This is a genomic window from Acinetobacter sp. 24-47-64, from assembly GCF_057737055.1.
In genome coordinates, this window is sequence record NZ_CM173215.1 from 2,572,531 (window position 1) to 2,597,229 (window position 24,699).

Sequence of the window (24,699 nt, forward strand, 5' to 3'; positions counted from 1 at the left end):
ATCTACTCAGAAAAACCTGTGCGAATAATCTCTTTTGATTTAGCTTTTTCAAGCTCGTTAACACGTTGACGAACCATATTTTCGATTTCGTCAACCAATTGATTTGTGTCAATTAAATGACTCTTTTCACCATTACGATACACCAGTGAACGTGGACTTGCGCCCACTACACCAATATCAGCTTCTTTAGCTTCACCAGGACCGTTGACTTTACACCCGATGACAGAAACATCCATTGGAGTACGTACATCTTCCAAACGCTCTTCAAGCATTTGCATCACTTTGATGACATTAAATTCTTGACGTGAACAACTTGGGCAAGCAATAAAGTTAATACCATTTGAACGTAAGCCCAAAGATTTAAGAATATCAAAACCAATTTTGATTTCTTCCTCAGGTTCCGCTGCTAATGAAATTCGCATGGTGTCGCCAATGCCTTCCATTAACAATCCGCCCAGTGCAATTGCCGACTTCACCGAACCAGTACGGTAAATTCCAGCTTCAGTCACCCCTAAATGTAAAGGATTGTCAATTTGTTGTGACAACAAACGATAAGCATCCATCGTCAAAAAGACATTCGATGCTTTCACTGACACTTTAAACTCTTGGAAATCCAAACGATCTAAAATATCAATATGACGCATTGCTGACTCAAGCAAAGCTTGACCTGTTGGCTCACCATATTTCTTTTGAATATCTTTTTCGAGAGAGCCTGCATTGACACCAATTCGCATTGAAATATCGTTGTGACGAGCCGCAGCAACCACTTCGCGAATTTTTGCTTCTGAACCGATATTCCCTGGGTTGATACGCAGACAATCTGCACCCAAATCTGCAACAGCCAAAGCAATTTTATAGTCAAAATGGATATCGGCAACGAGTGGAACTTGCACTTGTTTACGGATTTCTCCAAAAGCAGCAGCGGCTTCCATACTCGGTACAGACACACGCATAATATCTGCGCCAGCATCCACACAACGTTGAATTTGTGCAACTGTTGCAGCTACATCACAAGTTTCAGTATTGGTCATGCTTTGAATACTGATTGGCGCATCGCCACCCACATACACAGAACCTACGCGAATTTTACGTGTTGGTTTGCGTCGAATCGGATTCTCGATCATCGTTTTACCTTTAACCCATTAACGTGATAAACGGAATTCAGCTTTTCCGTTTACGGTATATGGTGACAATGAAATATTTTCATTATTTAAACTTAATGAAACGGCTTGAGCATCATCTAATCGAATTTGGAATGGAGACTGTCCATTCAAACTAATCGCAGTTGATTGGCGTCCAGTTGCTAATACTTTACCCGTACTGTCCACAATGTGTACTGATGTAGGGCGGCTAAAACTGAGATTCATCGTATCGCCTGATACTGCTTCAGTCGTGCCTGTACCATTGTTTAAGGTCAGAATTTGGACATTGTTGGATTGATTCGTATCAGTGTTTGACGAATCGCCTTTAGCCGCCCATTTTTGGATTGCGGAGATTAATAGCCAAGCCACGCCCAAAATAATTAACGCAATCACGATGCGTTTAATCCACTTGCGATTACGTACGCTTTTCGAGCCAGGAAGTTTCCCCATAATTTTAATTGGAGAATTGTTCAAAGCATGATTTGGCAGTAAACCTGTATCATTTTGATAGATTTCATCAAAACGTTGAATCAAAGCAGAGGCATCAACTTTGAGATACTTCGCATACGAACGATAGTATCCCTTAATGAAAGTCGCTTCTGGCAAAGATTTGTATTCGTCTTGCTCTAACGCTTCAAGCGTTTTTACTGGCATTTTCAAATCACCAGCAACTTTGACCAGATCACGTTGTTGAGAAATACGGATTTGACGCAAATACTCGCCAGGGCGTTGAATATTTCCTAAAGCATTAGGTGCTACGTTTGAACCAGTAGGTTGCTGTGAATTAGGATTTACTTCCATACGGCCTCAGTATTGAACTGTAATTGCAAATAACGTTGAAATTCTTGACTATTTGGAAATAAAGTACGCAACTGATTCACCAGCACATACATTCCCGTTCTATCACCATTGGCACGTGCGATACGTAAACCAATCCAGAGTGCTCGCGCACCTTGATTTTGCTGGCCAACTTTGAGTACAAATTGCTCATATAGCTGACGCGCGGCAATATTATTCTTTTGCAGATAAAATATCTCTGCTAACTCTATCATTGAAACAGTCGAGTCACGATTGACTTGCAGTGCTTGTTTGAACGTTTTTTCAGCATTCGGTATATCCCCTAGAATGAGATAAATCCGTCCAAGGTTTTCTAATGCACGATGACGTTGGTCATATCCAAGCGTTGCGCCTGCAATTGAAAGCTGTTTAACAGCATCATTATATCGTTTCACTTGATACAAATACGTACCATAGTTGTTACGTGCTTGCGCATTTTTAGGATCAATTGAAATAGCACGAGAAAAATAATGATCTGCACGTTGCATGTTGATGTCACTTCCTTCTTGCTGAAGCAACACCCCCATCATCATATTTGCAGTTGAATCGCGCGAATTAACCTCTAATGCCTGATCAAGCACACGTTTGGCAGCATCTAAATTCCCATTCCGAATATATTCAGCCGCCATTTGGGTACGAACTTTCACTGATTTCTCAGGATCCTTTTTGCTCGTATCGCCACTGGTAGTTTGGCATCCAAAGAAAAGCAATCCAGATAAAGCGACTGTCATCGTCATGACTATTTTTTTATACATCGGCTTGCTCAAATGATGCCTCCCTCTTTTTAATCATTCACATCTAAATGATACAACTAGCCTTGTGAACGCATAATTTCATTACGTTCTAGCACTTTTTTCTTCCATTGTTCTGCACGACGAGTACGGTCAGCCACTTGACCAACCAATTGACCACAAGCTGCGTCAATATCATCCCCACGTGTCTGACGAATCGTACACACAAAACCAGCATCAGACAAAGTTTTTTGGAAAGAAATGATGCGATTTCGGCTCGAACGCCCGTATGGTGCATGTGGGAATGGATTAAATGGAATCAAGTTAATTTTACTTGGTAAATTTTTTAACAACTTAATCATCTGCTGTGCATGTTCAGGATGATCGTTGACCCCGTCTAACATGACATATTCAATTGTGACATGCTTACGTGCACTTTCATTACCATCTTTAGTGATGTAACGCTGACACGCTGCAATGAGTTGCTCTAAGGGATATTTTTTATTAATTGGTACTAATTCGTTACGTAACTCATCATTGGTTGCATGCAATGAAATTGCAAGCGCAACATCGATGTCTTGAGCCAATTGATCTATCTTCGGCACAACCCCTGACGTTGACAATGTGACACGGCGTTTAGACATTCCATAGGCGAAATCATCAAGCATGATACGCATTGAATTAAGCACAGCGTCATAGTTCAATAATGGTTCGCCCATACCCATCATTACCACGTTGGTCACAGAGCGCTCACGCTCAGCAACTGGCACATCTTCCATATAGGAATAGTTCGCCATCCACAACTGACCAATAATTTCAGCCTGTGTTAAATCGCGTTGGAAACCTTGTTTTCCTGTTGAACAGAACGAACAGTCCAAAGCACAACCGACTTGTGATGAAATACATAAGGTTTTACGCGAACCCGTTTTATCCTCAGCAGGAATCAATACTGTTTCAACCAAAGAACCCGCACCATCACCTACACGAAATACCCACTTACGTGTTCCATCTTTAGAATAGTTTTTAAGCACGACTTCTGGTGCTTTAATTTCACAAATCTTTTCAAGTTTTTCACGTAATTTCCCTGAAATATTAGTCATTTCAGCAAAATCAGTAACGAAGAACTGATGAATCCATTTCATCACCTGACCCGCCCGGAACTTTTTCTCACCCATATCCTCAAAGAATTTTTCCATTTGCGGACGTGACAGGCCAAGTAAATTCACTTTCTGTACAGTATCAGCCTGCTGTACTTGAACAGTAGTGGGCTGTTGTTCATCTAAATTGACGGATGAAGCGACAACTTCAGAATTCATGAGTATTACCTAAACCATAATGTGGGATAAAAGAACATGCTCAATTTTCAAGCAATAAAATCTTTCAGAAATAAAAAAACCAGATAAGCAGTATAGCACTTATCTGGTTTGAATACTGCGAATTAACGAGTACGTGGAGCGATCTCAGTTTGAGCGAAGAAGTAGTTAACTTCACGATCAGCAGATGCTACAGAGTCAGAACCGTGAGCAGCATTTTCGTCAATGCTTACAGCGAAGTCAGCGCGGATTGTACCTGGAGCAGCTTCTTTAGGGTTAGTAGCGCCAAGGATGTCACGGTGAGCAAGAACTGCGTTTTCACCTTCAAGAACTGATACAACAACTGGACCAGAAGTCATGAACGCAACGAGGTCAGCAAAGAAACCACGTTCTTTGTGCTCAGCATAGAAGCCTTCAGCTTCAGCTTGAGTTAAATGTTTCATTTTAGTCGCAACGATTTTAAGACCAGCTTTTTCGAAACGAGCAAAGATGTCACCGATGTGGTTTTTAGCAACTGCATCTGGTTTAACGATAGATAAAGTACGTTCAATAGCCATGATTGGCTCCTTTAGTCAAATTGACATGAAAATTTTGGCGCATTATACCGAATAATGCGCGATTATCTGCTTTTCGCGTGTAAAAAAATGGTTTTTTTCGATCGATGAATTATCGAGCTTCGTCAATCCAAGCCATTTGAATTGCTTCTAACAATCCTTCTGTTGATTTGTTTGGATCATCTTCGAACTCTGGAAGCGCACAAACCCATGCATGAAGATCAGTAAAACGGATCCATTGTGGATCTACATCTGGATGGGCTTCATACAGTTCAATTGCGATATCAAGGGTGTCTGTCCAACGTAAACCCATACTTATTCCTAAATCATCTTTGGTGAATTCATGGCTTAATTTTAGCAAAAAGCAAATCAAGACGTACAATTATATTGCTTTTGTACGCCTTACCATGCAATCAACTTACCCTCACAATATGATTTTCAATGCTGGAGCAGCCAAGATAATACCACTCGCAACCGTCGCCCCAATTAAGGCACCAACTAAAACATCAGTTGGATAATGCAATCCTAATACCATGCGCGACAAAGCAACCAAAATGGTAAATGGCATCATCATCACCAGCAAGACAGGCTCTACATAACCCAATACGATTGTTGCCATTACTGCATGCAATGTATGACCAGAAGGAAAACTAAAATGATCTAGTGGTCTTTCGCCAATATGAATAACTTGGTGAACTTGGTATGGTCGTGGACGTACTGTTTTTGTTTTTAAAATTTTATAAATCAGCGTACCTAACGAAGCAGCTACAAGAATATATAAAATTTGAATAGTGTATTGCGGTCCTTGCAGTAGCCACACCAACGCCACCATCATGTACCAAAAAACTCCATCTCCGAGCCGACTAATAATTTTAAATATGAGCGCAATACTTTGTGTATGCGATAGATTATTGAAATAGAGACATCCTCTTAGATCAAGATCGAGTATTTTTATTTTGGTATTTTTAAAATTCATTTCACTCTACTCCTATCGTTCAGGCCGTGAGCGTTTTCTGCTGCACGACACGATAAAATACATGTTCGAGTTGTTGAACTGGATGTTGCCATCCGACTTGTTGTACTTTTTTCATTGCTTGCATCCCCATTGCATGCAAGCGTTTGTTTTGGGGCAGATTAACAATATATTGAACCAAGGTTGCAGGCTCACCCAAAGGTGCTAACCATGCTGTTTCCGCATCTAAATACTGCTTAGCACAAGCATAATCATAAGCAACGACAGGCAATGCACTCGCCATCGCTTCAAGCACGACATTGCCAAAAGTCTCTACTTGACTGGCAAAAACAAATACATCTGCGCTTGCAAATGATTCAGCAAGATTTGTACCACTTAAGCTTCCAGTAAAGATGATATCGGTATGTTTGCTTTGACGAACCAAACGCGAATAATCGGGCCCATCCCCCACGATGACCAACTTAAATCTGCGCGTAGTTTGTGTTTTAAGTTTTAAATAGGCATCAATTAACACCTGAATTTCTTTTTCAGGTGAAACACGACCAACATAAAGCAGGACAGTTGTATTCTCACAAGCATCCCATTGTCGTCTGAGTTGCACACTTCGAAAAGTAGGTGAAAACTTTTCAACATCCACCCCAGTCTTAATCACTTCAACTTGACATGTAACACCAAAGTTACGTATCGCATCAGCCGAGTCCTGACTTGGTACACAGGTCAATTGCGTATTGTTATGAAACCATTTGAGATAGTGCTGAATCGGCTTGACCATAAAAGCAAGATCATAAAACCGACTAAAGTCATGAAAAGCAGAATGAAAACCACTACTCACAGGAATCTTTTTGTTTTTTGAGAGCTGAAGTACCGCTAAACCTAATGGTCCTTCCGTCACGATATGCACCAAGTCTGGTTGAAATTCATCAAAAGCTTTAGCCACTTTGCCATACTGTGGCCAACCAAATTGCATATGGGCATATTTCGGAATGGTTTGACCATTCACCAAACACTCACGGTTCGGAGAAAATTCCGAACATATTTGTTTTTGTGAAGGTCGTACCAATAGAATTTTGTGACCAAGCTTCTGTAGACCTTTGCAAATCTGCAGTAAAGACAATGAAACACCATTCAGCTCTGGTGGCCATGTCTCCGTAACGACAGCTATTTTTAATCTAGATCGCCCCAATTGCTCAAGCACCGATACATCCCGATCGGAGTTTTGATTTTTAAATTTTAGCCTCTGGTGATCATATTGCGTTGTCGATCTAGGCAATACAGTGTCCATGATTCCCATCATCACACCTCTTTTGTATTTTTTTCATACTTTTACTTTAGAGATGGATCATTTCATTATGATGATGATTTCATTAAATACTTGTCATAATTAGAATGGATGACTGATTCACCGACCACCCTCAAACACGCGACAAGAAACTACGAATTCAAAATAATTTAGTGAAATAAAGTACGATGTACAGCAAAAAATAACGCTTGCTCAAAATCAATAACAGGTTTCAACCATCCTGATGCAGCAACTGCAAGATGCGCTTTCTCACCCATTATTTTTAAATCGGGTTGATTCAATGTTGCTGTCATTGCTCGTTCAAACATTTCTACATCACCGAGAAGGATCAACCATCCCGTTTCATCATGCACAACATGCAGTTTGGCACATGCATAATCATAAGCCACCACTGGCAAACCACTTGCTAATGCTTCAATCGCGACATTTCCAAAGGTTTCAACTTGACTTGGAAAGATAAACACATCTGCACTGGCATATGCACATGCCAAATCATCGCCAGTCAAACTTCCCATAAAAATAATATCGGGATGATGACCCGCAAGAGCTTCAAGCCTTACTCGATCTGGTCCATCTCCGACAATGACCAATTTAGTATGATGCTCAACCTCACCTTGCATTTTCAAAAAAATCCGAATAATCAGGCCTACTTCCTTTTCAGGTGACAACCGACCAACGGAAATCAGTACTCGTGTATGCTCATTTGCGGCCCATTGTTCTCTGAGCAACTGCGATCTTTTATTCGGATTAAACAATTGGGTATCAACACCTCTCCCCACCACCCTGAACTCACCGCTTACTCCCATTTGTTTTAAAGCATGCTGTGTATCTAAACTTGGCACACAAGTCACGTCTGTCTTATTGTGAAACCATGTTAAATACTTTGAGATAGGTTTAACGAGAAAAGGAAACTCAAAATATCGACTAAACTCTTGAAAAGCAGAGTGAAAACCACTTGAAACAGGAATATTCTGAGATTTAGCCACCATTAGACTCGCAAATCCCAATGGTCCCTCTGTCACAATATGCACAACATCTGGCTGAAATACCTCAACCGCTTTTGAGATTTTAGAAAACTGTGGCCAACCAAACTGTAAGGTGGGATATTTCGGAATCGCCTGAGCATGCACCCAACACTCTGCATCAGGTTTAAACCGTTTACATTTCACTTTGGGTTGAGGACGTATCAACAAAATTTGATGACCTCGCTTCTGCAAACCCAGACATAAATTCATCAGTGAGTTTGCAACACCATTAATCTCTGGTGACCATGTCTCAGTCACAATGGCAATTTTTAATTGAGGATGTCGTTTAGGCTGATCAGCATCAGGAAGAAGAATAAAATCCTCAAATGACGTATTTTTTTTGATGTTCAATAATTCAAAGATTTTTTTTTGTTTTATTACTTGCATGTTTAGGAGTGCCATCATCACACCTTTTATTAATGTTATCCCTAAAATTTAAAAGAACATAATTTCAATATGATGATGGTTTCATGACAGCCTTGTCATAAGGCTCATTCAGATTTTCACATTTTTAAGGCTCTTGCTCTTGAACACGATCTACATCACTGCCTAGCTCATTCTCTTGCTCTTGACCAGAGTTAACCGGTGGTTCTTCAATCCGTTTTTCCAAGTTTTCCCCTTGAAGTGCTACAGAGGATTCTGATGATGTCCGATCTTCTAATTGTTTAGTTTCTTGTTCAGCATTAACTGCAACTGGTTTCAAACTGCCTTCAACAATTGTATAAACCTGTCCATTAGAAAAATCGATGTGCTGTTTATCACCATGTAACAGTGGAAATCCAACGATTTGCTCGTACTGCTCTGCACGGTTAAATTTTTGTTGAACAGAATCATAAATCCAGTAAATAAAACGACAATCTTGAAGCGTTTTATCCTCTGACAGATCAGAGAGCACTACATCATAGTAACCATCAAAATTCACATCCATATAACCAATACTATTGGGAAACGCTTGAAAGCCTTCAAGTATTTGCATGCTTTTTTGATTGACTTTGTCAAACACCTCGATACGTGTCATTAATCGTTTGAAAGGATGGTCAGCTTTAGATATGCCATAGAAATTAAAACTCACATCAGGCGTATTTTTTACTTTAAAAGCAGGCTCGAATTTCTTTGTTCGAATCACACCCGCATGATTGACCAATGTAGATTTAAATACATTCGTTTTATAGTTAAGCTGTCTTTTCAACTCTTGAATTGCATTTGAATCATCACTCGGTTGTTCTGCTTTAAAAAAAACTTGATCGCCTTTTTGCTCCCCTTTAAATTGGATAGTGACGTTGTCTTTGAGGGAAGTAAGTGTTGCATTTGGATGAAGCACACCCATATAAAGACTCAAAAAAATATTCGTTGTCTGTTGACCTCAATAATCGTTGCATTGATATGCGAACATTATCCAAAACAAGCTCAGCATCACTATTTGGCGTTTTTTACTCAATATCAGTTGTTTGTTGCGCCCATCCACAGATTGGCAAGATCGCCAATAAGTAACATACAAACGTTAATTTCATTCCCAACCTCAATCCTTGAGTTATTAAGTATTCTTGTTAGATACTAATTATTGTGTTTAGCTAAGCCTCTGTCGACTGCAACTTAATCTACCTGTCATTGAGTTACTTTTTAATGACTATTTTTATCATGCCTGTCGTCTTTTTTTTCAATGCATTACAAAAAGACAAGTCTCAGGATTCAAAGTTCCTAAAATATCGGTGACTTATTATTAATATCTTGAGGTTATGAAAATTATTAAAATTAGTTTCTGGATTTAATCAGTAAATGGCCCAAATAGGATTTAGCAATATAAAAATAATTTCACCAAATAAGATATGAACCTTCACTTTATATTTAGCTTTTGGGATATATAAAAAAGGATAGAATTTAAAAATAAGAAATAGACAACTAAAATTAAGAATTAATCCAAACTAATTATTCGGCTTTGCAAAGCCCAAGTTTCTAAGTTCACACTTACACCCTTTAATGGTATTTGTCTTAGCTGACAAATCATTTTTAACTGTTCAATCCTCTCAACTTTATGATCTATGATTGGTTTGATTTTTTCTTGCTTTCTACGTTGATCAATATAAGCATTTTTCCCTAAATAGACTTCTACAAAAGCTTCTTTTGTTAATTGCAATGTATAGATGGGGCGATTAGGGAGCTGTATTCTTTTCCAATATTGATTATCAATTAATGCTTCAGTGATTGTTGAAAAATGATAACCAAACGGAGCAGGACTTATATTTTTAACTATGCGAACCTCCTCCTCATACGACCAACACAATGATTTATATAAAAAGGCATGTTTTAGAAATTCTTCAAAGTTATTCCAGTTAAAAATAGAGCAATCACCGATAGACATTAACGTATCTGCATCAATGTTATGAGATTGTCTAGGTGGAGTATTTAAATAAATTACCTCCCCTCTATTCGATGGAATTAAAAAGTTTTTAGCATCATCTAAACCCGCTAATTTTGTATCTATACCAATAACCACCCCCTTATAGCTATCAGCATAGTGAGACCACATAAGTGGATTTAAAGGTGCGCGAGTTAATGATAAAATAGCATATTTTCTAGACAACCTATTTCTTATAGCTCCTGTTTGTACAGAAATAGGAACATTATCTTCCACCAACGCTAAAGCTGTTGCTTCAAACGGATCATTAAAATCTTCTAGATGTGAAAATCCCAAAGTATTTGTTTCTAATATTTTTAAACCTGCCTCAAATCCGACATATTTATATAAAATCATTTTTCTTATCCAATAAAAATAACCCCGCTTTCGCAGGGTTTTATAGCATAAAAATCAGCTAGATAAGAAAATTAGTTTTTCTTTTTATCAACGATTTTGTTTGCTTGAATCCAGGGTATGAGCAAACTCAGAACACTGTTCTGAGTGAAGTGCAAGGAAAGAAAAGCATTGATTTCATCTATTTGAGGCACGAAGCTTACGTCAAATAATTTAGCTTTATTTTTTATGTCTCATAAAAAAAGCCCCTGTTAAAAACAAGGGCTTTTGACTTGGAAATTAGAACTTAGTTCTTTTCTTTATCAACGATTTTGTTTGCTTGAATCCAAGGCATCATCGCACGCAATTTAGCACCAGTGACTTCGATACCGTGAGCAGCGTTTTGACGACGACGAGCAGTCATAGATGGGTAGTTCAACGCACCTTCTTGGATGAACATCTTCGCATATTCACCAGATTGAATACGTTTAAGCGCATTACGCATCGCTTCACGAGACTGTTCGTTGATTACTTCGACACCAGTAACATATTCACCGTACTCAGCATTGTTAGATACAGAGTAGTTCATGTCCGCGATACCGCCTTCGAACATTAAGTCAACGATCAATTTAAGTTCGTGTAGACATTCGAAGTAAGCCATTTCTGGCGCATAACCAGCTTCAACAAGAGTTTCGAAGCCCATTTTAACCAATTCAACAGCACCACCACAAAGAACTGCTTGCTCACCGAAAAGGTCAGTTTCAGTTTCTTCACGGAATGAAGTTTCGATAATACCTGTACGACCGCCACCAACACCTGAAGCGTAAGAAAGCGCAAGGTTACGTGCATTACCAGAAGCATCTTGGTGAATCGCGATAAGATCAGGAACACCTGAACCACGTTGGTATTCAGAACGTACAGTGTGACCAGGTGCTTTTGGAGCAACCATGATTACGTCTAAGTCAGCACGTGGAACAACTTGGTTATAAAGAACAGAGAAACCATGAGCAAATGCAAGAGTAGCACCTTGCTTGATGTTTGGCTCAATTACATCACGGTAAAGTTGAGCTTGGAATTCATCTGGAGTCAAGATCATTACTACGTCAGCTTGAGCTACAGCAGCAGGAACTTCAGCAACTTTAAGACCAGAATTTTCAGCTTTTTTCCAAGAAGCAGAACCAGCACGTAAACCAACAGTTACGTCAACGCCAGAATCTTTAAGGTTAAGCGCGTGAGCGTGACCTTGTGAACCGTAACCAATGATTGCTACTTTCTTAGATTGGATGATAGATAAGTCGCAGTCTTTATCATAAAAAATTTGCATTGCTGTCTCCGCTAAAATGCTTTGGCTTCCGTTTGATTAGCGAATGTTAATGTGGTTCGCCAACCCCCTCCTCTCGGAGGAGGGAAGAATTTGTTAATAAAAAATTAGATTGTTAAAACTTTTTCGCCACGTGCGATACCAGACACACCTGAACGTACAACTTCAAGAATGGTATTCTCTGCCAAAGCATCAATAAAACCATCAATTTTCTCAGTTGTACCCGCGATTTGAATCGTGTAAGTCGTTGGTGTTACATCCACGATTTGTCCGCGGAAGATATCTGCTGTGCGTTTAATTTCAGCACGCGCAGAACCCAAAGCTTTTACTTTGATTAACATCAATTCACGTTCAATGTGTGAACCTTCAGAAAGGTCAACCACTTTAACCACTTCAACAAGTTTGTTGAGTTGTTTTGTGATTTGCTCAATCTTGTGATCATCACCATAAGTCGTCAATGTCAAACGAGACATTGTTGGGTCTTCTGTTGGCGCAACGTTCAAAGTTTCAATGTTATAACCACGTTGTGAGAACAAACCCACTAAACGTGAAAGCGCGCCAGATTCGTTCTCAATGAGAACAGAGATGATATGTCTCATGCTGTGCGCTCCCCTTTAGATAACCACATATCTGTCATAGATTGACCCGCGATTAACATCGGATAAACATGCTCAGTACGGTCAACCATCACGTTGATGAATACACATTTATCATTAATCGCCATTGCTTCTGCAAGCTTCGATTCAAGCTCATCCGCATGATCAATTTGAATACCTACATGTCCGTAAGCTTCCATCAACTTCGCAAAGTCAGGCAATGACTCAACATATGAACTTGAGTGACGACCTTCATAATTCATATCTTGCCATTGTTTCACCATACCTAAAGCACGGTTGTTTAAGCACAAGATTTTAACATTTAGGCCATATTGCTTACATGTTGAGAGCTCTTGGATACACATCTGAATGGATGCTTCACCTGTAATACAAACAACTTGTTGGTCAGGGAATGCAAGCTTAGCCGCCATCGCATATGGAAGACCAACACCCATCGTGCCTAAACCACCTGAGTTAATCCATTGACGTGGACGTGTGTATTTGTAATACAACGCACCAAACATCTGATGTTGACCAACATCAGAAGTGATGATTGCTTGGCTGTTCGTTACTTTATCTAAAGCTTGAACAACTTGTTGAGGTTTCATCGTACCGTCAGTTGGTTTTTCATATTTCAAACCATGAACTTGACGCCACTCATTGATTTGTTTCCACCAATCCGCAATAGCTTCAGGGTTCGGCTTAGAAATATTCAGCTGTTTTAATTGCGCTAACATTTCTTGAAGAACTGGCTCTACCGCACCCACGATTGGGATATGCGCCATGATTGTTTTTGAAATCGTCGCAGGATCGATATCAATGTGAATCACTTTCGCATTTGGACAGAATTTTGCAGGATTATTGGTTACACGGTCATCGAAACGCGCACCAACACATAGAATCACATCAGCGTGACCCATGGTCATGTTCGCTTCATATGTCCCATGCATACCCAACATACCAATAAATTGAGGATCATTACCAGGGAATGCACCTAGCCCCATCAATGTATTGGTTACTGGATAACCCAATAGATGCGCTAATTCAGTCAATAAATGTGATGCATTGCCTTGAACAACACCACCGCCCGTATAAATAATAGGACGTTTAGCATTGATCAATTCATCAATAGCTTTGCGGATCTGTCCAGTATGACCACGATGTGGCGGCTGGTAAGAGCGCATTTTTACTTTTTCAGGATATTCGTATGCAAATTTTTCAGCAGGGTTTGTTGCATCTTTTGGAATATCAACAACCACAGGACCTGGACGACCTGATGACGCGATATAGAAAGCTTTTTTAATAACCGCTGGAATTTCACTCGCATGACGCACTTGGAAACTGTGTTTCACGATTGGACGAGAAATACCAACCATATCCGTTTCTTGGAATGCATCTTCACCAATCAAATGGCTTGCAACCTGACCAGACAAAATCACCATTGGGATTGAGTCCATGTAAGCTGTCGCGATTGGTGTCACAGTGTTAGTCGCACCTGGACCCGAGGTCACCAGTACAACACCTGTCTTACCTGTTACGCGCGAGTATGCATCTGCCATATGACCAGCAGCTTGCTCATGACGCACGAGGTAATGATTAATTTTGTCTTGTTTGAATAGCGCGTCGTAAATGTGTAAAACTGCGCCGCCTGGATATCCAAAAACATGTTCAACGCCTTCGTCCGCCAATGCGCGAACAAGCATTTCACCACCAGATAAAAGTTCCAACGTATTCACCCTAATCTTATTTCCACGACGTTTATGGGAGACATAAGTCGTGTTTCATTCATTCGTTTGTATGCACTGTTATAGCACACATATTTCATCGTTTTTGCTGCAATAATAAAATTTTTCGATCGCAACCGTTTGAGTTGCGACTGCATATTCAACATGTTGGGATAAACATATTTCTGCTATTTCATTGTCTCGGCTTAGAGACAACGTTATTGCAAGCTATGATATTTATTCGAAGGGTGATCGAACAAAACATATAAAACTAGAGCAGCATTTTTAGTTTTTTCACGACCAAAGTCAAGGTTTGCCGAAACCTTTTTATTGTTTATTTACCAACCGATTATTTTTCAAACGATAACTTTTGGTTGGGTGATTTATAAAAAAAATTTCAAACACTTATTTTTAATATTTATATAAAACAATTTATACGCAAAATGATTTTTTTGATTAAAATAAAACCAATTAATCTTCATCAGTATCCAGCAAAATGCTGCGATATAAACATGTAAAAGAACTCATTCCCCTCTTATTTCTTTATAGGTGAAGTCATGAATTCACTAGCATCATCTTTAAAACTTTCTTGTTTAGCATCCACGGTCGTTTTAGTTTCTATTTGTTCATCTATGGTGCAGGCAAAAGAATATTACAAATGGGTCGATCAAAATGGCTCAACCCACTACACCACTACCCCGCCACCAAAATCAGCAAAAAAGAAAGGGAAAGTTGAAACATATGGTTGGAAAGCACCAACAACATCTGTCAATACAAATACAAACCCGAGCGAAGCTCCTCAAACCTCACAGACTCAAACGATACCAACGCAACAGCAAACAAACGGTGCTTCAAATACTGAGTCACAAAACACAAATGCTGCTCCATTAAGCGAAACTCAAGTTTCAAATGAGTGAATTTGTCTTTTTGATCTTAATTTAAGTTTTGCATCCATTTTCAGTCTGTAAAATTCACTTTTAGGTGCGTTTTGCGCTATGCTGTGCGCTAAATTTTTTAACCGTTCTCTTGTATTACGTATATGACTACTCACATTGACTCTGAATACCAAGCCAGTGCGATTGAGCCCCAAGTTCAACAGAACTGGGAATCTCGCAAAGCCTTTAAAGTTGCCGACACTGTAGAAGGTCCACGTCGATATATCCTCTCGATGTTCCCTTACCCAAGTGGCAAACTGCATATGGGTCATGTACGTAACTACACGATTGGTGACGTGATCAGCCGCTTCCACCGTTTAAAAGGTGAAACTGTATTACAACCAATGGGTTGGGATGCGTTTGGTTTACCTGCTGAAAATGCTGCGATTGCACACCAAGTTGCACCGGCAAAATGGACCTTTGAAAATATCGATTACATGCGTAATCAGCTTAAAAAATTAGGTCTTGCGGTGGATTGGGATCGTGAATTTGCAACGTGTACACCAGAATATTATCGCTGGGAACAATGGTTATTCGTTCAGCTTTATAAAAAAGGCTTAATCTACCGTAAGCTTTCAACGGTAAATTGGGACCCTGTAGACCAAACTGTACTTGCAAATGAACAAGTAGAAAATGGTCGTGGTTGGCGTTCAGGTGCCTTGGTTGAAAAACGTGATATTCCAATGTACTACTTCCGCATCACTGACTATGCGCAAGAATTACTTGACGATTTAGACACACTCAAAGACGGTTGGCCACAACAAGTCCTTACGATGCAACGTAACTGGATTGGTCGCTCACAGGGTATGGAAATTACCTTCCCTTCAGCAAATCCTGAAATTTATGCAGATGGCTTAACAGTCTTTACCACGCGTGCCGATACCTTAATGGGCGTGACGTATGTTGCTGTTGCAGCAGAACACCCTATGGCGCTTAAAGCTGCTGAAACTAACCCTGAATTGGCTGCATTTATTGAAGAATGCCGTATGGGTTCTGTGGCAGAAGCAGATCTTGCCACTGCTGAGAAGAAAGGCATGGCAACAGGTCTTTCTGTAAAACACCCTGTCACAGGTGAAGAAGTTCCTGTTTGGATCGCAAACTATGTATTGATGTCTTACGGTTCAGGTGCGGTGATGGCAGTGCCTTCACACGATGAACGTGACTTCGAATTTGCCAATAAATATAGCTTAAAAATCAAGCAAGTCATTGATGCGAAAGGCGCTGATGATAATGATTTTAATGCGAAAGAGTGGCAAGAATGGTACGGTTCAAAAGAAGGTAAATTGGTCAATTCAGGCGAATTTGACGGTTTAGACTTCCAAGGTGCATTTGATGCTTTCCTTGCAAAATTAGAACCACAAGGTCTTGCGAATGTAAAAGTTCAATTCCGTTTACGTGACTGGGGTGTATCTCGTCAGCGTTATTGGGGTTGTCCGATTCCAATGATTAACTGCCCAACCTGTGGTCAAGTGCCAGTGCCTGAAGATCAACTTCCTGTTGTACTTCCAACTGACGTTGTACCTGATGGTTCAGGTAACCCTCTCAACAAGATGCCTGAGTTCTATGAAACGAAATGTCCAAGCTGTAACGGTGATGCACGTCGTGAAACAGATACGCTGGATACATTTGTAGAATCATCTTGGTACTATGCACGTTATGCATCTCCAGACTTTACTGGTGGTATGGTTAAACCTGAAGCGGGACAAACTTGGCTTCCTGTAAACCAATACATCGGTGGTGTTGAACACGCGATTCTGCATTTGTTATATGCACGTTTCTTCCACAAATTGATGCGTGATGAAGGTGTAGTACAAGGTAACGAACCATTCACCAACTTGTTAACGCAAGGTATGGTACTTGCTGATACCTATTACCGCGAATCTGAATCAGGTAAAAAAACGTGGTTCAACCCTGCTGACATCGAACTTGAGCGTGATGAAAAAGGTCGTATCACATCTGCAAAATACAAAGGTGATGGTCAAGACGTTATCGTTGGCGGTCAAGAAAAAATGTCGAAATCGAAAAATAACGGTATCGACCCACAATCTATTATTGACCAATACGGCGCAGATACGGCACGTGTATTTATGATGTTCGCTGCACCACCTGATCAATCACTTGAATGGTCAGATGCAGGTGTGGAAGGTGCAAACCGCTTCTTAAAACGTGTATGGCGCTTGGCAACTGGTTTCCTTGAACAAGGTAATACTGCATCAGCGATTGATAAAGCTGCGCTTTCAACTGCGGCTCAAGACTTACGTCGTAAGACTCACGAAACCATCCAAAAAGTGGGTGATGACATCGAACGTCGTCATGCATTTAACACTGCGATTGCAGCGATGATGGAACTTCTGAATGCAAACAATAAGTTTGAAGCGAAAGATGATAGCGATGTTGCTGTTGCACGTGAATCGATTACGACGCTTTTAACTTTACTTGCTCCATTTGCACCGCATTTAAGTGAAACGTTATTGGCGCAGTTTGGTATCGAGTTAAATGCAACATTATTCCCTCAAGTGGATGAATCTGCATTAACACGTAATACACAAACCATTGTGGTTCAAGTGAACGGTAAGCTTCGTGGCAAACTTGAAGTGTCTGTAGATGCATCGAAAGATGACATTCTGGCGCAAGCAAAAGCATTGCCTGAAGTACAACAATTCTTAACAGGTCCAACCAAGAAAGAAATCGTTGTTCCGAATAAATTAGTGAATTTGGTGGTTTAAGAACCTTAAAGCCTCCCTGAGTAAGATATAAAGCACAGCTTTAGATCAAAGCGCAAGAAAGGGAGCTTTGGAGGGATTTAATTTCCATTGCGAAGCATTGCTTCTCACCTCTTTTAAAAAGAGGGGAATATAAGGATTTCACAATTCCCAAACAAAGCCCGTTGCCAGTCAACGGGCTTTGCACATACAATCAGAATATTCAAAATTTATCCTGAATCTCAGGAAATACACAGAGGATCTACAATGCATTTGAGCAAACGTTTAGCTATTGCTGTTCTAACTTTAGGCTTAAGCGCAACTATGGTCGGCTGTGGATTTCATCTAAAAGGGACCAATCCAACTTCAACGCCACTGGCTTATACAAAGCTTGAATTAGCACTCCCTGCCAATACTTCTGATTTAGAGCGTAAACTCAGTGTTTATCTCACTGCTGCAGGTGTGCAACTAAGTAACTCTAACGATGCATATGTATTGCGTATCATTGACTATAAGCCAATTCGCCATGAGCTCAACGGCAAACTCATTGAAGTTCTACTCAGACTTTCTGTGACTTTCCAAATCGAAGATCGTCAAGGTAACTTGGTGACAAAACCTCGAACTTTAACTGCGACACGTACATATCAATATAATGTTGCAACCGTGAACACAGATGATCAACAAAATAAATATCTCAGTGAAATCTTAATTGACGATGTCGCTCAACAGATCTCTCGTCAAATTGCTGCAAACCGTCTGCCAAAAGCAGAAGCAAATGTACTGTTACCTGTGCAACAAACTTTTGAACCTACTACCTCTGAAAATCCGTAACTCAGAATGAAGTTAGATTATCTACAAGCATTAAAACGTGTAAACGAAGCACGTGGTGCATGGGTATTACATGGTCAAGAACCTTTACTTGAGCAAAATCTTTTAGATGCTTTCCGTCAAAGTTGGATCATCAATCACGTGGAAAGAGAACGCTATGACATCCAAAGCGTTGCTGATTGGAAAAATGTATTTAATGCACTCAACAGTCTTTCTCTTTTTTCACAAAATCTCGCAGTAGAGGTCCATGGCAACATTAAGCCAGATGCCAATGCGTTAAAGTTACTCAAGCATTATATCCAGCATAATGAACACAACTTGTTGTTGATCATTATGCCTAAGCAAGATAGCAGTAGCTTAAAGTCGGCGTTTTTTCAAACGATTGAAGCCAATGGCATCTTGGTTCCTCTTACAGCAACTTATGCGCAAGATCGTCAGCGTATACTCAGCATAGAAGCTGATAAAATTGGGATTCAACTGAGCCAAGATGCATGGCAATGGCTCGAAGTCCACCACGAACATAATTTATTGGCTGCTAAAAACAGCTTAATGCGTCTGGCAGACACGTTCCCCGATGTACAGCATCTTGAAATGCAACATTTGCTCGAATGCTTACAAGATCAATCACGCTATACCACTTTTGACTTAAGCGATGCATTAATTTCAGGCAACCTAAGTCAAGCGATCAAAATATACCAATATTTAGTCGAAGCTGGCGAACCACACAGTTTAGTATTATGGACGGTAAGCAAAGAAATGCGCTTACTGATGCAACTTTTTGAGCAACCACAAAATGCATTACAACTCGGCATCTGGAAAACCAAAGTCAGTCTTTATCAACAAGCCTTGAGACGTCTTAATCCCAAGCAATTTCTCACATGGCCACAATTGCTATTAAGAATCGATGCTGCCATCAAAGGCAAAAATAATGAAAATCCAGAACACCTCATGCAACAAGCCATTGCTGAATTATGTGGAAAAACCTTGTTTGCTTAGTTAACGAGCAAGGTCTATTTATAACTATAAAAATGATTATTGATTTTATTTAAGAAAAATACACTTTTTATCCTTATTTCATCATTATAATTCGCTTAATTTCCGTCATTTTTCAATATCGCCATGCAAAAAATAAAACCAACGAAATTGATTATCATCGCGATCATTACGATTGCAGCTATCGCTTTAGCTTGGTATTTCTTTAAACCTAAAGATGAGCAACCTCAGTTGATTACCGCTGAAGTGACACGTGGTGATATTGAAAACTCTGTCCTTGCAACAGGTGTATTAGAAGCGACCAAAATGGTTAGCGTTGGTGCACAGGTTTCAGGTCAGGTGAAAAAAATGTATGTGCAATTGGGCGACCAAGTCAAACAAGGTCAACTGATTGCTCAAATCGACTCCGTTCGTCAGGAAAATGATCTAAAAACAGCTGAAGCCAGCATTAAAAATCAGTTGGCTCAATTGGCAGTCAAACAAGCAAATCTGACTAAAGTTGAGGCGGAATATAATCGCCAAAAAGCCATGTATGCCCAAGATGCAACTTCTCGTGCCGAATATGAGTCCGCATTAGCAAGTTATAAAACTGCTCAAGCCGATATCGTCGCGATGAATGCTCAAATCGAGCAATCTCGTTTATCACTGGCGACGACCAAAGAAGATTTAGGCTATACCCGTATCGTTGCTCCGATGGATGGCACAATTGTGGCAATTGTGACTGAAGAAGGTCAAACAGTGAACGCGAATCAAAGCGCGCCAACCATCGTGAAATTAGCAAAACTTGACACCATGACGGTTAAGGCTGAAATTTCTGAAGCAGATGTTATGCGTGTTGAGGAAGGTCAAACTGTTTATTTCACTACTTTAGGTAATAGCGAGAAAAAGCATTACGCAACACTGCGTCAAGTTGAACCTGCACCTAACTCAATTAATACAGAAACCAACAACTCAAATTCATCTTCATCAAGTACAGCTGTGTATTACAACGCTCTATTCGATGTTCCTAATGAAGATGGGAAATTGCGTATTGATATGACTGCACAAGTTTATATCGTGTTAGATGAAGTAAAGAATGCACTGACTATTCCATCTTCTGCTGTTCAAAGCTCTAATCGTCCTGCTCGCCAGCGTGGTGCAAATGCGGGTTCAAATGCCCAAGAACGCAATGAACAAGCTCGTGGTGAAGGGCGTGCCGAACGTTCATCAGCTGATCGTCCTAAGCGTTTAGAATTAACCGCTGAGGAAAAGGCATTAGTCGATCAAGGTAAAGCTTCCATGGCTATGGTACGCGTACTTCAAGCAGATGGCACAGCCAAACCGACCCCTGTTCTTATCGGTCTAAATAACCGTGCAACAGCGCAAGTTTTACGCGGTTTAAAATTAGGCGATAAGGTGGTGATCGCTGATGGCTCTGACTCATCAAATGACTCAGCTAAACGTGGCGCACGTGGTGGCGCTGGTCCAATGAGAATGTAATTATGAGTCAGACCAGAACACCTCTACTCGAGGTCAAAAACCTGACCCGTGAATTCCCTGCTGGTGAATCTACTGTGCAAATTCTAAAAGGGGTAAATCTTGAGATTTATCCTGGAGAATTGGTTGCCATTGTAGGTCAATCAGGCTCAGGAAAATCAACACTGATGAACATCTTAGGATGTTTAGATAAACCGACCAATGGTAGCTACAAGGTTAAGGGCCGCGAAACACGTGAGCTAGAACCTGATGAACTTGCTCAATTACGCCGTGAATATTTCGGATTCATCTTCCAGCGCTACCATTTACTTGGTGACTTAAATGCAGCTGGTAACGTCGAAGTCCCTGCGATCTATGCCGGTGCTGATGCTTCTGAACGCCATGATCGTGCAGTTCAGCTTTTGTCCGATTTAGGTCTAGGTGAAAAAACCCAAAACCGCCCGAGCCAACTTTCGGGCGGTCAGCAACAGCGTGTTTCGATTGCTCGCGCGTTGATGAATGGCGGTGATGTTATTCTCGCCGATGAGCCTACAGGTGCATTAGATAAAAAAAGCGGTATTGAAGTGATGCGTATTTTACGCGAACTGAATGCCAAAGGTCATACCATCATTCTCGTTACTCATGATCACAATGTTGCCAAAAATGCGACTCGTATTATTGAGATTTCAGACGGTAATATTATTTCAGATGAACCCAATGTTCCTGAGATTGATGATGGCTTTGAACGTGAAGAATTGATTCGTGCTGAGCAAAAGAAAACATCGTCTTGGCGTTCAGCTTTAGACCGTTTAGGTGAAGCTTTCCGCATGGCACTTCTGGCCATGAATGCTCATCGAATGCGTACTTTTTTGACCATGCTCGGAATCATTATCGGGATAGCATCTGTCGTTTCGGTTGTCGCACTTGGTAATGGATCACAAAAACAAATTTTAGAAAATATTAGTAGTTTGGGCACCAATACCATTACGGTCTACCAAGGACGTGGTTTTGGTGATAACTCCCGATCTTCTCAGGCCAAGACCTTAATCCCTGCTGATGCTGATGCGTTAGCGGAACAGCCTTACGTAGATGGTGTAAGTCCTTCAGTCAATAGTTCTGTCACGGGAAGATATAAAGATGTAGAGGCATCCACGACAGTCAATGGCGTGAGTGAAGACTTTTTCTATGTGCGTGGTTTAACGTTTAAATCAGGTCAACCATTTGACAAACATAGTGTTACTGAACAAGCCCAAGATGTTGTGATTGATACCAATACCCAAAAGACATTCTTTAGCGATGGTACGGATCCTATTGGTCAAGTAATTCTATTGGGCAGTGTACCTAGTCGTATTATTGGTATCGTAGATGCTCAACAAGGTGCAATGGGTAATTCAGATAGTCTTAATGTCTATCTCCCTTACTCAACCGTCATGAGTCGAATGCTTGGACAGTCGAATGTGAGAAGCATCATCGTTCGTGTAAAAGATGAATATTCAAGTACAGCTGCTGAAAATGCAATCTTGAATTTACTCGTTCAACGCCACGGGGCGCAAGATGTGTTCACTCAAAATGCGGACAGTATTCGTGAAACCATCCAGCAAACTACCGCTACAATGACTTTACTCATTTCTGCGATTGCTGTGATTTCTTTAGTCGTTGGTGGTATCGGTGTCATGAACATTATGTTGGTGTCTGTCACTGAACGAACGCAAGAAATTGGTGTGCGAATGGCCGTGGGTGCTCGACAAAGCGATATTTTGCAACAATTCCTGATTGAAGCCGTATTAGTGTGTATTTTAGGCGGTATCCTTGGGGTGTTATTATCACTGGGAATTGGTCAGCTGATTACACACTTTGCTGGTGGCACGTTCCAAATGGCGTATTCAACCACATCAATAATAGCTGCATTTGTTTGTTCAAGTTTAATCGGGATCGTATTCGGTTTTATCCCAGCACGAAATGCTGCTCGTTTAAATCCTGTCGATGCACTGTCAAGAGAATAATAAGGTATAACTATGCGTAATCAACTTCATAAACTGTTCATGACCTTAGCATTAACAGGCTCTTTAGTCGGCTGTGCGGCTGTAGTGAAAACGCCTTATCAAGCTCCTGCAGTCAATATTCCACAGGGCTTTCAAAACAGCCAACAACTCAGCCAAAATATCCACCAACAGGCTTTTCATGATCAATGGTGGACATTATTTGGTGATGCACAGCTCAATCAATTGGTTGAACAAGTGATTGCACGAAATACCGATTTAGCTGTTGCAGGGATTAATTTGCAACAAGCACGCCTTCAAGCCAAGCAATCTGAAAGTCAGCAAGGTGTGCGTATTGGCAATGCAGGTGCATCGGTCGGTCATCGTTTTAGTTTAGATGGTGATGGTGATTCTTCAAATGGTATTTCACTGAACTATCCCGGCTTAAGCTATGAGCTAGACTTGTTCGGTAAATTGGCCAATGAAACTGAAGCATCTCGATGGGAAGCGCTTGCGACTGAGCAAGATTTACAAGCCACTGCACAAAGCCTGATTGCGACAACTGCACAATTGTATTGGCAATTGGGATATCTCAATGAACGCCTATCTGTGGCTCAACAAAATTTGGCGAGTACGCAGAAAACTTATGAATTAGTGCAAACTCAATATCGAGCTGGGGCAGTATCAGGTCTTGACTTAACCTCAGCTGAACAAGCGGTTCAAAGTCAAAAAGCTACGTTAAGCCAGATCGAACAGCAAAAAGTTGAAACTCGAACTGCTCTTGCGGTATTGCTCAATCAACCTGTGCAACAGTTGAATATCTCGGAGCCACAGCGCTTACCACACTCTGCCCTACCGCAAATTCAATCGGGCTTACCAGCTGAGCTTTTATCGCGCCGTCCTGATTTGCAAGCAGCCGAGTTACGTTTACGCAAAGCACTTGCCAATAAAGATGCGAATAAAGCAAGTTATTACCCTTCGATTAATTTAACGGGTAGTATAACTACTGGAGGCTCAAGCACTTCGCTGAGTAATGTGCTGTCTAATCCTGCTGCAATATTGGGTGCGGGTCTTACACTACCCTTCTTGCAATGGAATGACATGAAACGTGATTTACGTGTGAACGAATTGGATTATGAAAAATCAATTATTCAATACCGTCATACCTTATACAAAGCTTTTGCCGATGTTGAAAATGCACTATCTGCACGTAATGAAATAGACAAACAAGTCGCACTGCAAGAACGTAATGTTCAGCTTGCTGAGAAAACAGAACAACTCACGCAAGTGCGTTATAAGAATGGTGCGATTGCGCTGAAGAATTTGATCGATGCCCAGCGTACTACTCGTGAAGCGCGCTTAAGTTTGGTTCAAGCCAAACAAACTCAGTACAATGCTTATGTGACATTACTGCAAGCATTGGGTGGAAGTCCGATTCAGCAATTGCCTTGAATAAAAAAAGCCCAAAAGGGCTTTTTTTAACTGATCTATTTTCAATTTAACTTTCAGAAAATATACTAAAAGCGCAGTAAATTTCACTCCATAATATTACAAAACCAAACT

21 protein-coding genes are annotated in these 24,699 nt (G+C 40.5%); 7 read left to right on the forward strand and 14 right to left on the reverse strand.

Annotated features, from left to right (window positions below; genetic code table 11):
- Positions 1 to 2: 2 nt before the first annotated feature.
- The 14 genes from ispG to AC1M85_RS12255 form a co-directional block, all read right to left on the reverse strand.
- The gene (gene ispG, locus AC1M85_RS12190; protein ID WP_092767631.1) at positions 3 to 1,124 is read right to left on the reverse strand and encodes a flavodoxin-dependent (E)-4-hydroxy-3-methylbut-2-enyl-diphosphate synthase; all 1,122 of its coding nucleotides are present in this window, start codon (positions 1,122 to 1,124) and stop codon (positions 3 to 5) included.
- An 18-nt stretch (positions 1,125 to 1,142) separates the two neighbouring features.
- The gene (locus AC1M85_RS12195; protein ID WP_035265612.1) at positions 1,143 to 1,943 is read right to left on the reverse strand and encodes a helix-turn-helix domain-containing protein; all 801 of its coding nucleotides are present in this window, start codon (positions 1,941 to 1,943) and stop codon (positions 1,143 to 1,145) included.
- On the reverse strand, positions 1,934 to 2,734 hold the full coding sequence (gene pilW / locus AC1M85_RS12200) for a type IV pilus biogenesis/stability protein PilW (RefSeq protein ID WP_179998933.1): 801 nt from the start codon (positions 2,732 to 2,734) through the stop codon (positions 1,934 to 1,936). Before pilW ends, AC1M85_RS12195 begins: the two co-directional genes overlap by 10 nt.
- Before the next feature lie 56 nt (positions 2,735 to 2,790).
- The gene (gene rlmN, locus AC1M85_RS12205) at positions 2,791 to 4,026 is read right to left on the reverse strand and encodes a dual-specificity RNA methyltransferase RlmN (protein ID WP_488213158.1); all 1,236 of its coding nucleotides are present in this window, start codon (positions 4,024 to 4,026) and stop codon (positions 2,791 to 2,793) included.
- A gap of 122 nt (positions 4,027 to 4,148) precedes the next feature.
- Entirely contained in the window at positions 4,149 to 4,580 is a 432-nt protein-coding gene (ndk, locus tag AC1M85_RS12210; RefSeq protein ID WP_035265623.1) for a nucleoside-diphosphate kinase, read from the reverse strand.
- A gap of 109 nt (positions 4,581 to 4,689) precedes the next feature.
- Positions 4,690 to 4,890 (reverse strand): Fe-S cluster assembly protein IscX, encoded by a 201-nt coding sequence (gene iscX, locus AC1M85_RS12215; RefSeq protein ID WP_035265625.1) that lies wholly within the window; start codon positions 4,888 to 4,890, stop codon positions 4,690 to 4,692.
- 111 nt (positions 4,891 to 5,001) lie between these two features.
- Positions 5,002 to 5,553, reverse strand: coding sequence for a phosphatase PAP2 family protein (locus tag AC1M85_RS12220; protein ID WP_488213159.1), 552 nt, complete (start codon positions 5,551 to 5,553; stop codon positions 5,002 to 5,004).
- 19 nt (positions 5,554 to 5,572) lie between these two features.
- Positions 5,573 to 6,844, reverse strand: a complete 1,272-nt coding sequence (locus AC1M85_RS12225) for a glycosyltransferase family 4 protein (RefSeq protein ID WP_488213160.1) — start codon at positions 6,842 to 6,844, stop codon at positions 5,573 to 5,575.
- A 155-nt stretch (positions 6,845 to 6,999) separates the two neighbouring features.
- Positions 7,000 to 8,277, reverse strand: coding sequence for a glycosyltransferase family 4 protein (locus tag AC1M85_RS12230; RefSeq protein WP_488213161.1), 1,278 nt, complete (start codon positions 8,275 to 8,277; stop codon positions 7,000 to 7,002).
- 109 nt (positions 8,278 to 8,386) lie between these two features.
- Positions 8,387 to 9,202: an XAC2610-related protein gene (locus tag AC1M85_RS12235; RefSeq protein WP_488213162.1), complete on the reverse strand. Its 816-nt coding sequence runs from the start codon at positions 9,200 to 9,202 to the stop codon at positions 8,387 to 8,389.
- A 585-nt stretch (positions 9,203 to 9,787) separates the two neighbouring features.
- A complete protein-coding gene (locus tag AC1M85_RS12240; protein WP_488213163.1) occupies positions 9,788 to 10,627 on the reverse strand; it encodes a DUF2971 domain-containing protein in 840 nt (279 codons plus the stop codon).
- Between the two features lie 283 nt (positions 10,628 to 10,910).
- Positions 10,911 to 11,927 (reverse strand): ketol-acid reductoisomerase, encoded by a 1,017-nt coding sequence (gene ilvC, locus AC1M85_RS12245; protein WP_035265630.1) that lies wholly within the window; start codon positions 11,925 to 11,927, stop codon positions 10,911 to 10,913.
- Between the two features lie 104 nt (positions 11,928 to 12,031).
- Complete coding sequence (gene ilvN / locus AC1M85_RS12250; protein ID WP_035265631.1) at positions 12,032 to 12,523, reverse strand: acetolactate synthase small subunit; 492 nt, start codon at positions 12,521 to 12,523, stop codon at positions 12,032 to 12,034.
- Complete coding sequence (locus AC1M85_RS12255; protein WP_035265632.1) at positions 12,520 to 14,247, reverse strand: acetolactate synthase 3 large subunit; 1,728 nt, start codon at positions 14,245 to 14,247, stop codon at positions 12,520 to 12,522. The genes ilvN and AC1M85_RS12255 overlap by 4 nt, the downstream gene beginning before the upstream one ends.
- A 554-nt stretch (positions 14,248 to 14,801) precedes the next feature.
- Between AC1M85_RS12255 and AC1M85_RS12260 the strand changes: the two genes are divergently transcribed.
- From AC1M85_RS12260 to AC1M85_RS12290, 7 genes are all read left to right on the forward strand, one after another.
- Complete coding sequence (locus AC1M85_RS12260; protein ID WP_481590572.1) at positions 14,802 to 15,161, forward strand: DUF4124 domain-containing protein; 360 nt, start codon at positions 14,802 to 14,804, stop codon at positions 15,159 to 15,161.
- 122 nt (positions 15,162 to 15,283) lie between these two features.
- Positions 15,284 to 17,905: a leucine--tRNA ligase gene (gene leuS / locus AC1M85_RS12265; RefSeq protein WP_488213164.1), complete on the forward strand. Its 2,622-nt coding sequence runs from the start codon at positions 15,284 to 15,286 to the stop codon at positions 17,903 to 17,905.
- A gap of 243 nt (positions 17,906 to 18,148) precedes the next feature.
- Entirely contained in the window at positions 18,149 to 18,712 is a 564-nt protein-coding gene (locus AC1M85_RS12270) for an LPS-assembly lipoprotein LptE (protein ID WP_488213165.1), read from the forward strand.
- A 6-nt stretch (positions 18,713 to 18,718) separates the two neighbouring features.
- A complete protein-coding gene (gene holA, locus AC1M85_RS12275; protein WP_481590574.1) occupies positions 18,719 to 19,705 on the forward strand; it encodes a DNA polymerase III subunit delta in 987 nt (328 codons plus the stop codon).
- A gap of 123 nt (positions 19,706 to 19,828) precedes the next feature.
- Positions 19,829 to 21,181: a MacA family efflux pump subunit gene (locus AC1M85_RS12280; RefSeq protein ID WP_481589269.1), complete on the forward strand. Its 1,353-nt coding sequence runs from the start codon at positions 19,829 to 19,831 to the stop codon at positions 21,179 to 21,181.
- A 2-nt stretch (positions 21,182 to 21,183) separates the two neighbouring features.
- Complete coding sequence (locus AC1M85_RS12285; protein WP_092767651.1) at positions 21,184 to 23,160, forward strand: MacB family efflux pump subunit; 1,977 nt, start codon at positions 21,184 to 21,186, stop codon at positions 23,158 to 23,160.
- A gap of 12 nt (positions 23,161 to 23,172) precedes the next feature.
- Positions 23,173 to 24,588 (forward strand): efflux transporter outer membrane subunit, encoded by a 1,416-nt coding sequence (locus AC1M85_RS12290; protein WP_481590575.1) that lies wholly within the window; start codon positions 23,173 to 23,175, stop codon positions 24,586 to 24,588.
- The last annotated feature ends 111 nt before the right edge of the window (positions 24,589 to 24,699 follow it).

Excerpts from the sequence above, each read along its gene's own strand:
- ispG (WP_092767631.1), bottom strand. The coding sequence starts at position 1,124 with ATGATCGAGAATCCGATTCGACGCAAACCAACACGTAAAATTCGCGTA.
- AC1M85_RS12195 (WP_035265612.1), bottom strand. The coding sequence starts at position 1,943 with ATGGAAGTAAATCCTAATTCACAGCAACCTACTGGTTCAAACGTAGCA.
- pilW (WP_179998933.1), bottom strand. The coding sequence starts at position 2,734 with ATGTATAAAAAAATAGTCATGACGATGACAGTCGCTTTATCTGGATTG.
- rlmN (WP_488213158.1), bottom strand. The coding sequence starts at position 4,026 with ATGAATTCTGAAGTTGTCGCTTCATCCGTCAATTTAGATGAACAACAG.
- ndk (WP_035265623.1), bottom strand. The coding sequence starts at position 4,580 with ATGGCTATTGAACGTACTTTATCTATCGTTAAACCAGATGCAGTTGCT.
- iscX (WP_035265625.1), bottom strand. The coding sequence starts at position 4,890 with ATGGGTTTACGTTGGACAGACACCCTTGATATCGCAATTGAACTGTAT.
- AC1M85_RS12220 (WP_488213159.1), bottom strand. The coding sequence starts at position 5,553 with ATGAATTTTAAAAATACCAAAATAAAAATACTCGATCTTGATCTAAGA.
- AC1M85_RS12225 (WP_488213160.1), bottom strand. The coding sequence starts at position 6,844 with ATGATGGGAATCATGGACACTGTATTGCCTAGATCGACAACGCAATAT.
- AC1M85_RS12230 (WP_488213161.1), bottom strand. The coding sequence starts at position 8,277 with ATGGCACTCCTAAACATGCAAGTAATAAAACAAAAAAAAATCTTTGAA.
- AC1M85_RS12235 (WP_488213162.1), bottom strand. The coding sequence starts at position 9,202 with ATGGGTGTGCTTCATCCAAATGCAACACTTACTTCCCTCAAAGACAAC.
- AC1M85_RS12240 (WP_488213163.1), bottom strand. The coding sequence starts at position 10,627 with ATGATTTTATATAAATATGTCGGATTTGAGGCAGGTTTAAAAATATTA.
- ilvC (WP_035265630.1), bottom strand. The coding sequence starts at position 11,927 with ATGCAAATTTTTTATGATAAAGACTGCGACTTATCTATCATCCAATCT.
- ilvN (WP_035265631.1), bottom strand. The coding sequence starts at position 12,523 with ATGAGACATATCATCTCTGTTCTCATTGAGAACGAATCTGGCGCGCTT.
- AC1M85_RS12260 (WP_481590572.1), top strand. The coding sequence starts at position 14,802 with ATGAATTCACTAGCATCATCTTTAAAACTTTCTTGTTTAGCATCCACG.
- leuS (WP_488213164.1), top strand. The coding sequence starts at position 15,284 with ATGACTACTCACATTGACTCTGAATACCAAGCCAGTGCGATTGAGCCC.
- AC1M85_RS12270 (WP_488213165.1), top strand. The coding sequence starts at position 18,149 with ATGCATTTGAGCAAACGTTTAGCTATTGCTGTTCTAACTTTAGGCTTA.
- holA (WP_481590574.1), top strand. The coding sequence starts at position 18,719 with ATGAAGTTAGATTATCTACAAGCATTAAAACGTGTAAACGAAGCACGT.
- AC1M85_RS12280 (WP_481589269.1), top strand. The coding sequence starts at position 19,829 with ATGCAAAAAATAAAACCAACGAAATTGATTATCATCGCGATCATTACG.
- AC1M85_RS12285 (WP_092767651.1), top strand. The coding sequence starts at position 21,184 with ATGAGTCAGACCAGAACACCTCTACTCGAGGTCAAAAACCTGACCCGT.
- AC1M85_RS12290 (WP_481590575.1), top strand. The coding sequence starts at position 23,173 with ATGCGTAATCAACTTCATAAACTGTTCATGACCTTAGCATTAACAGGC.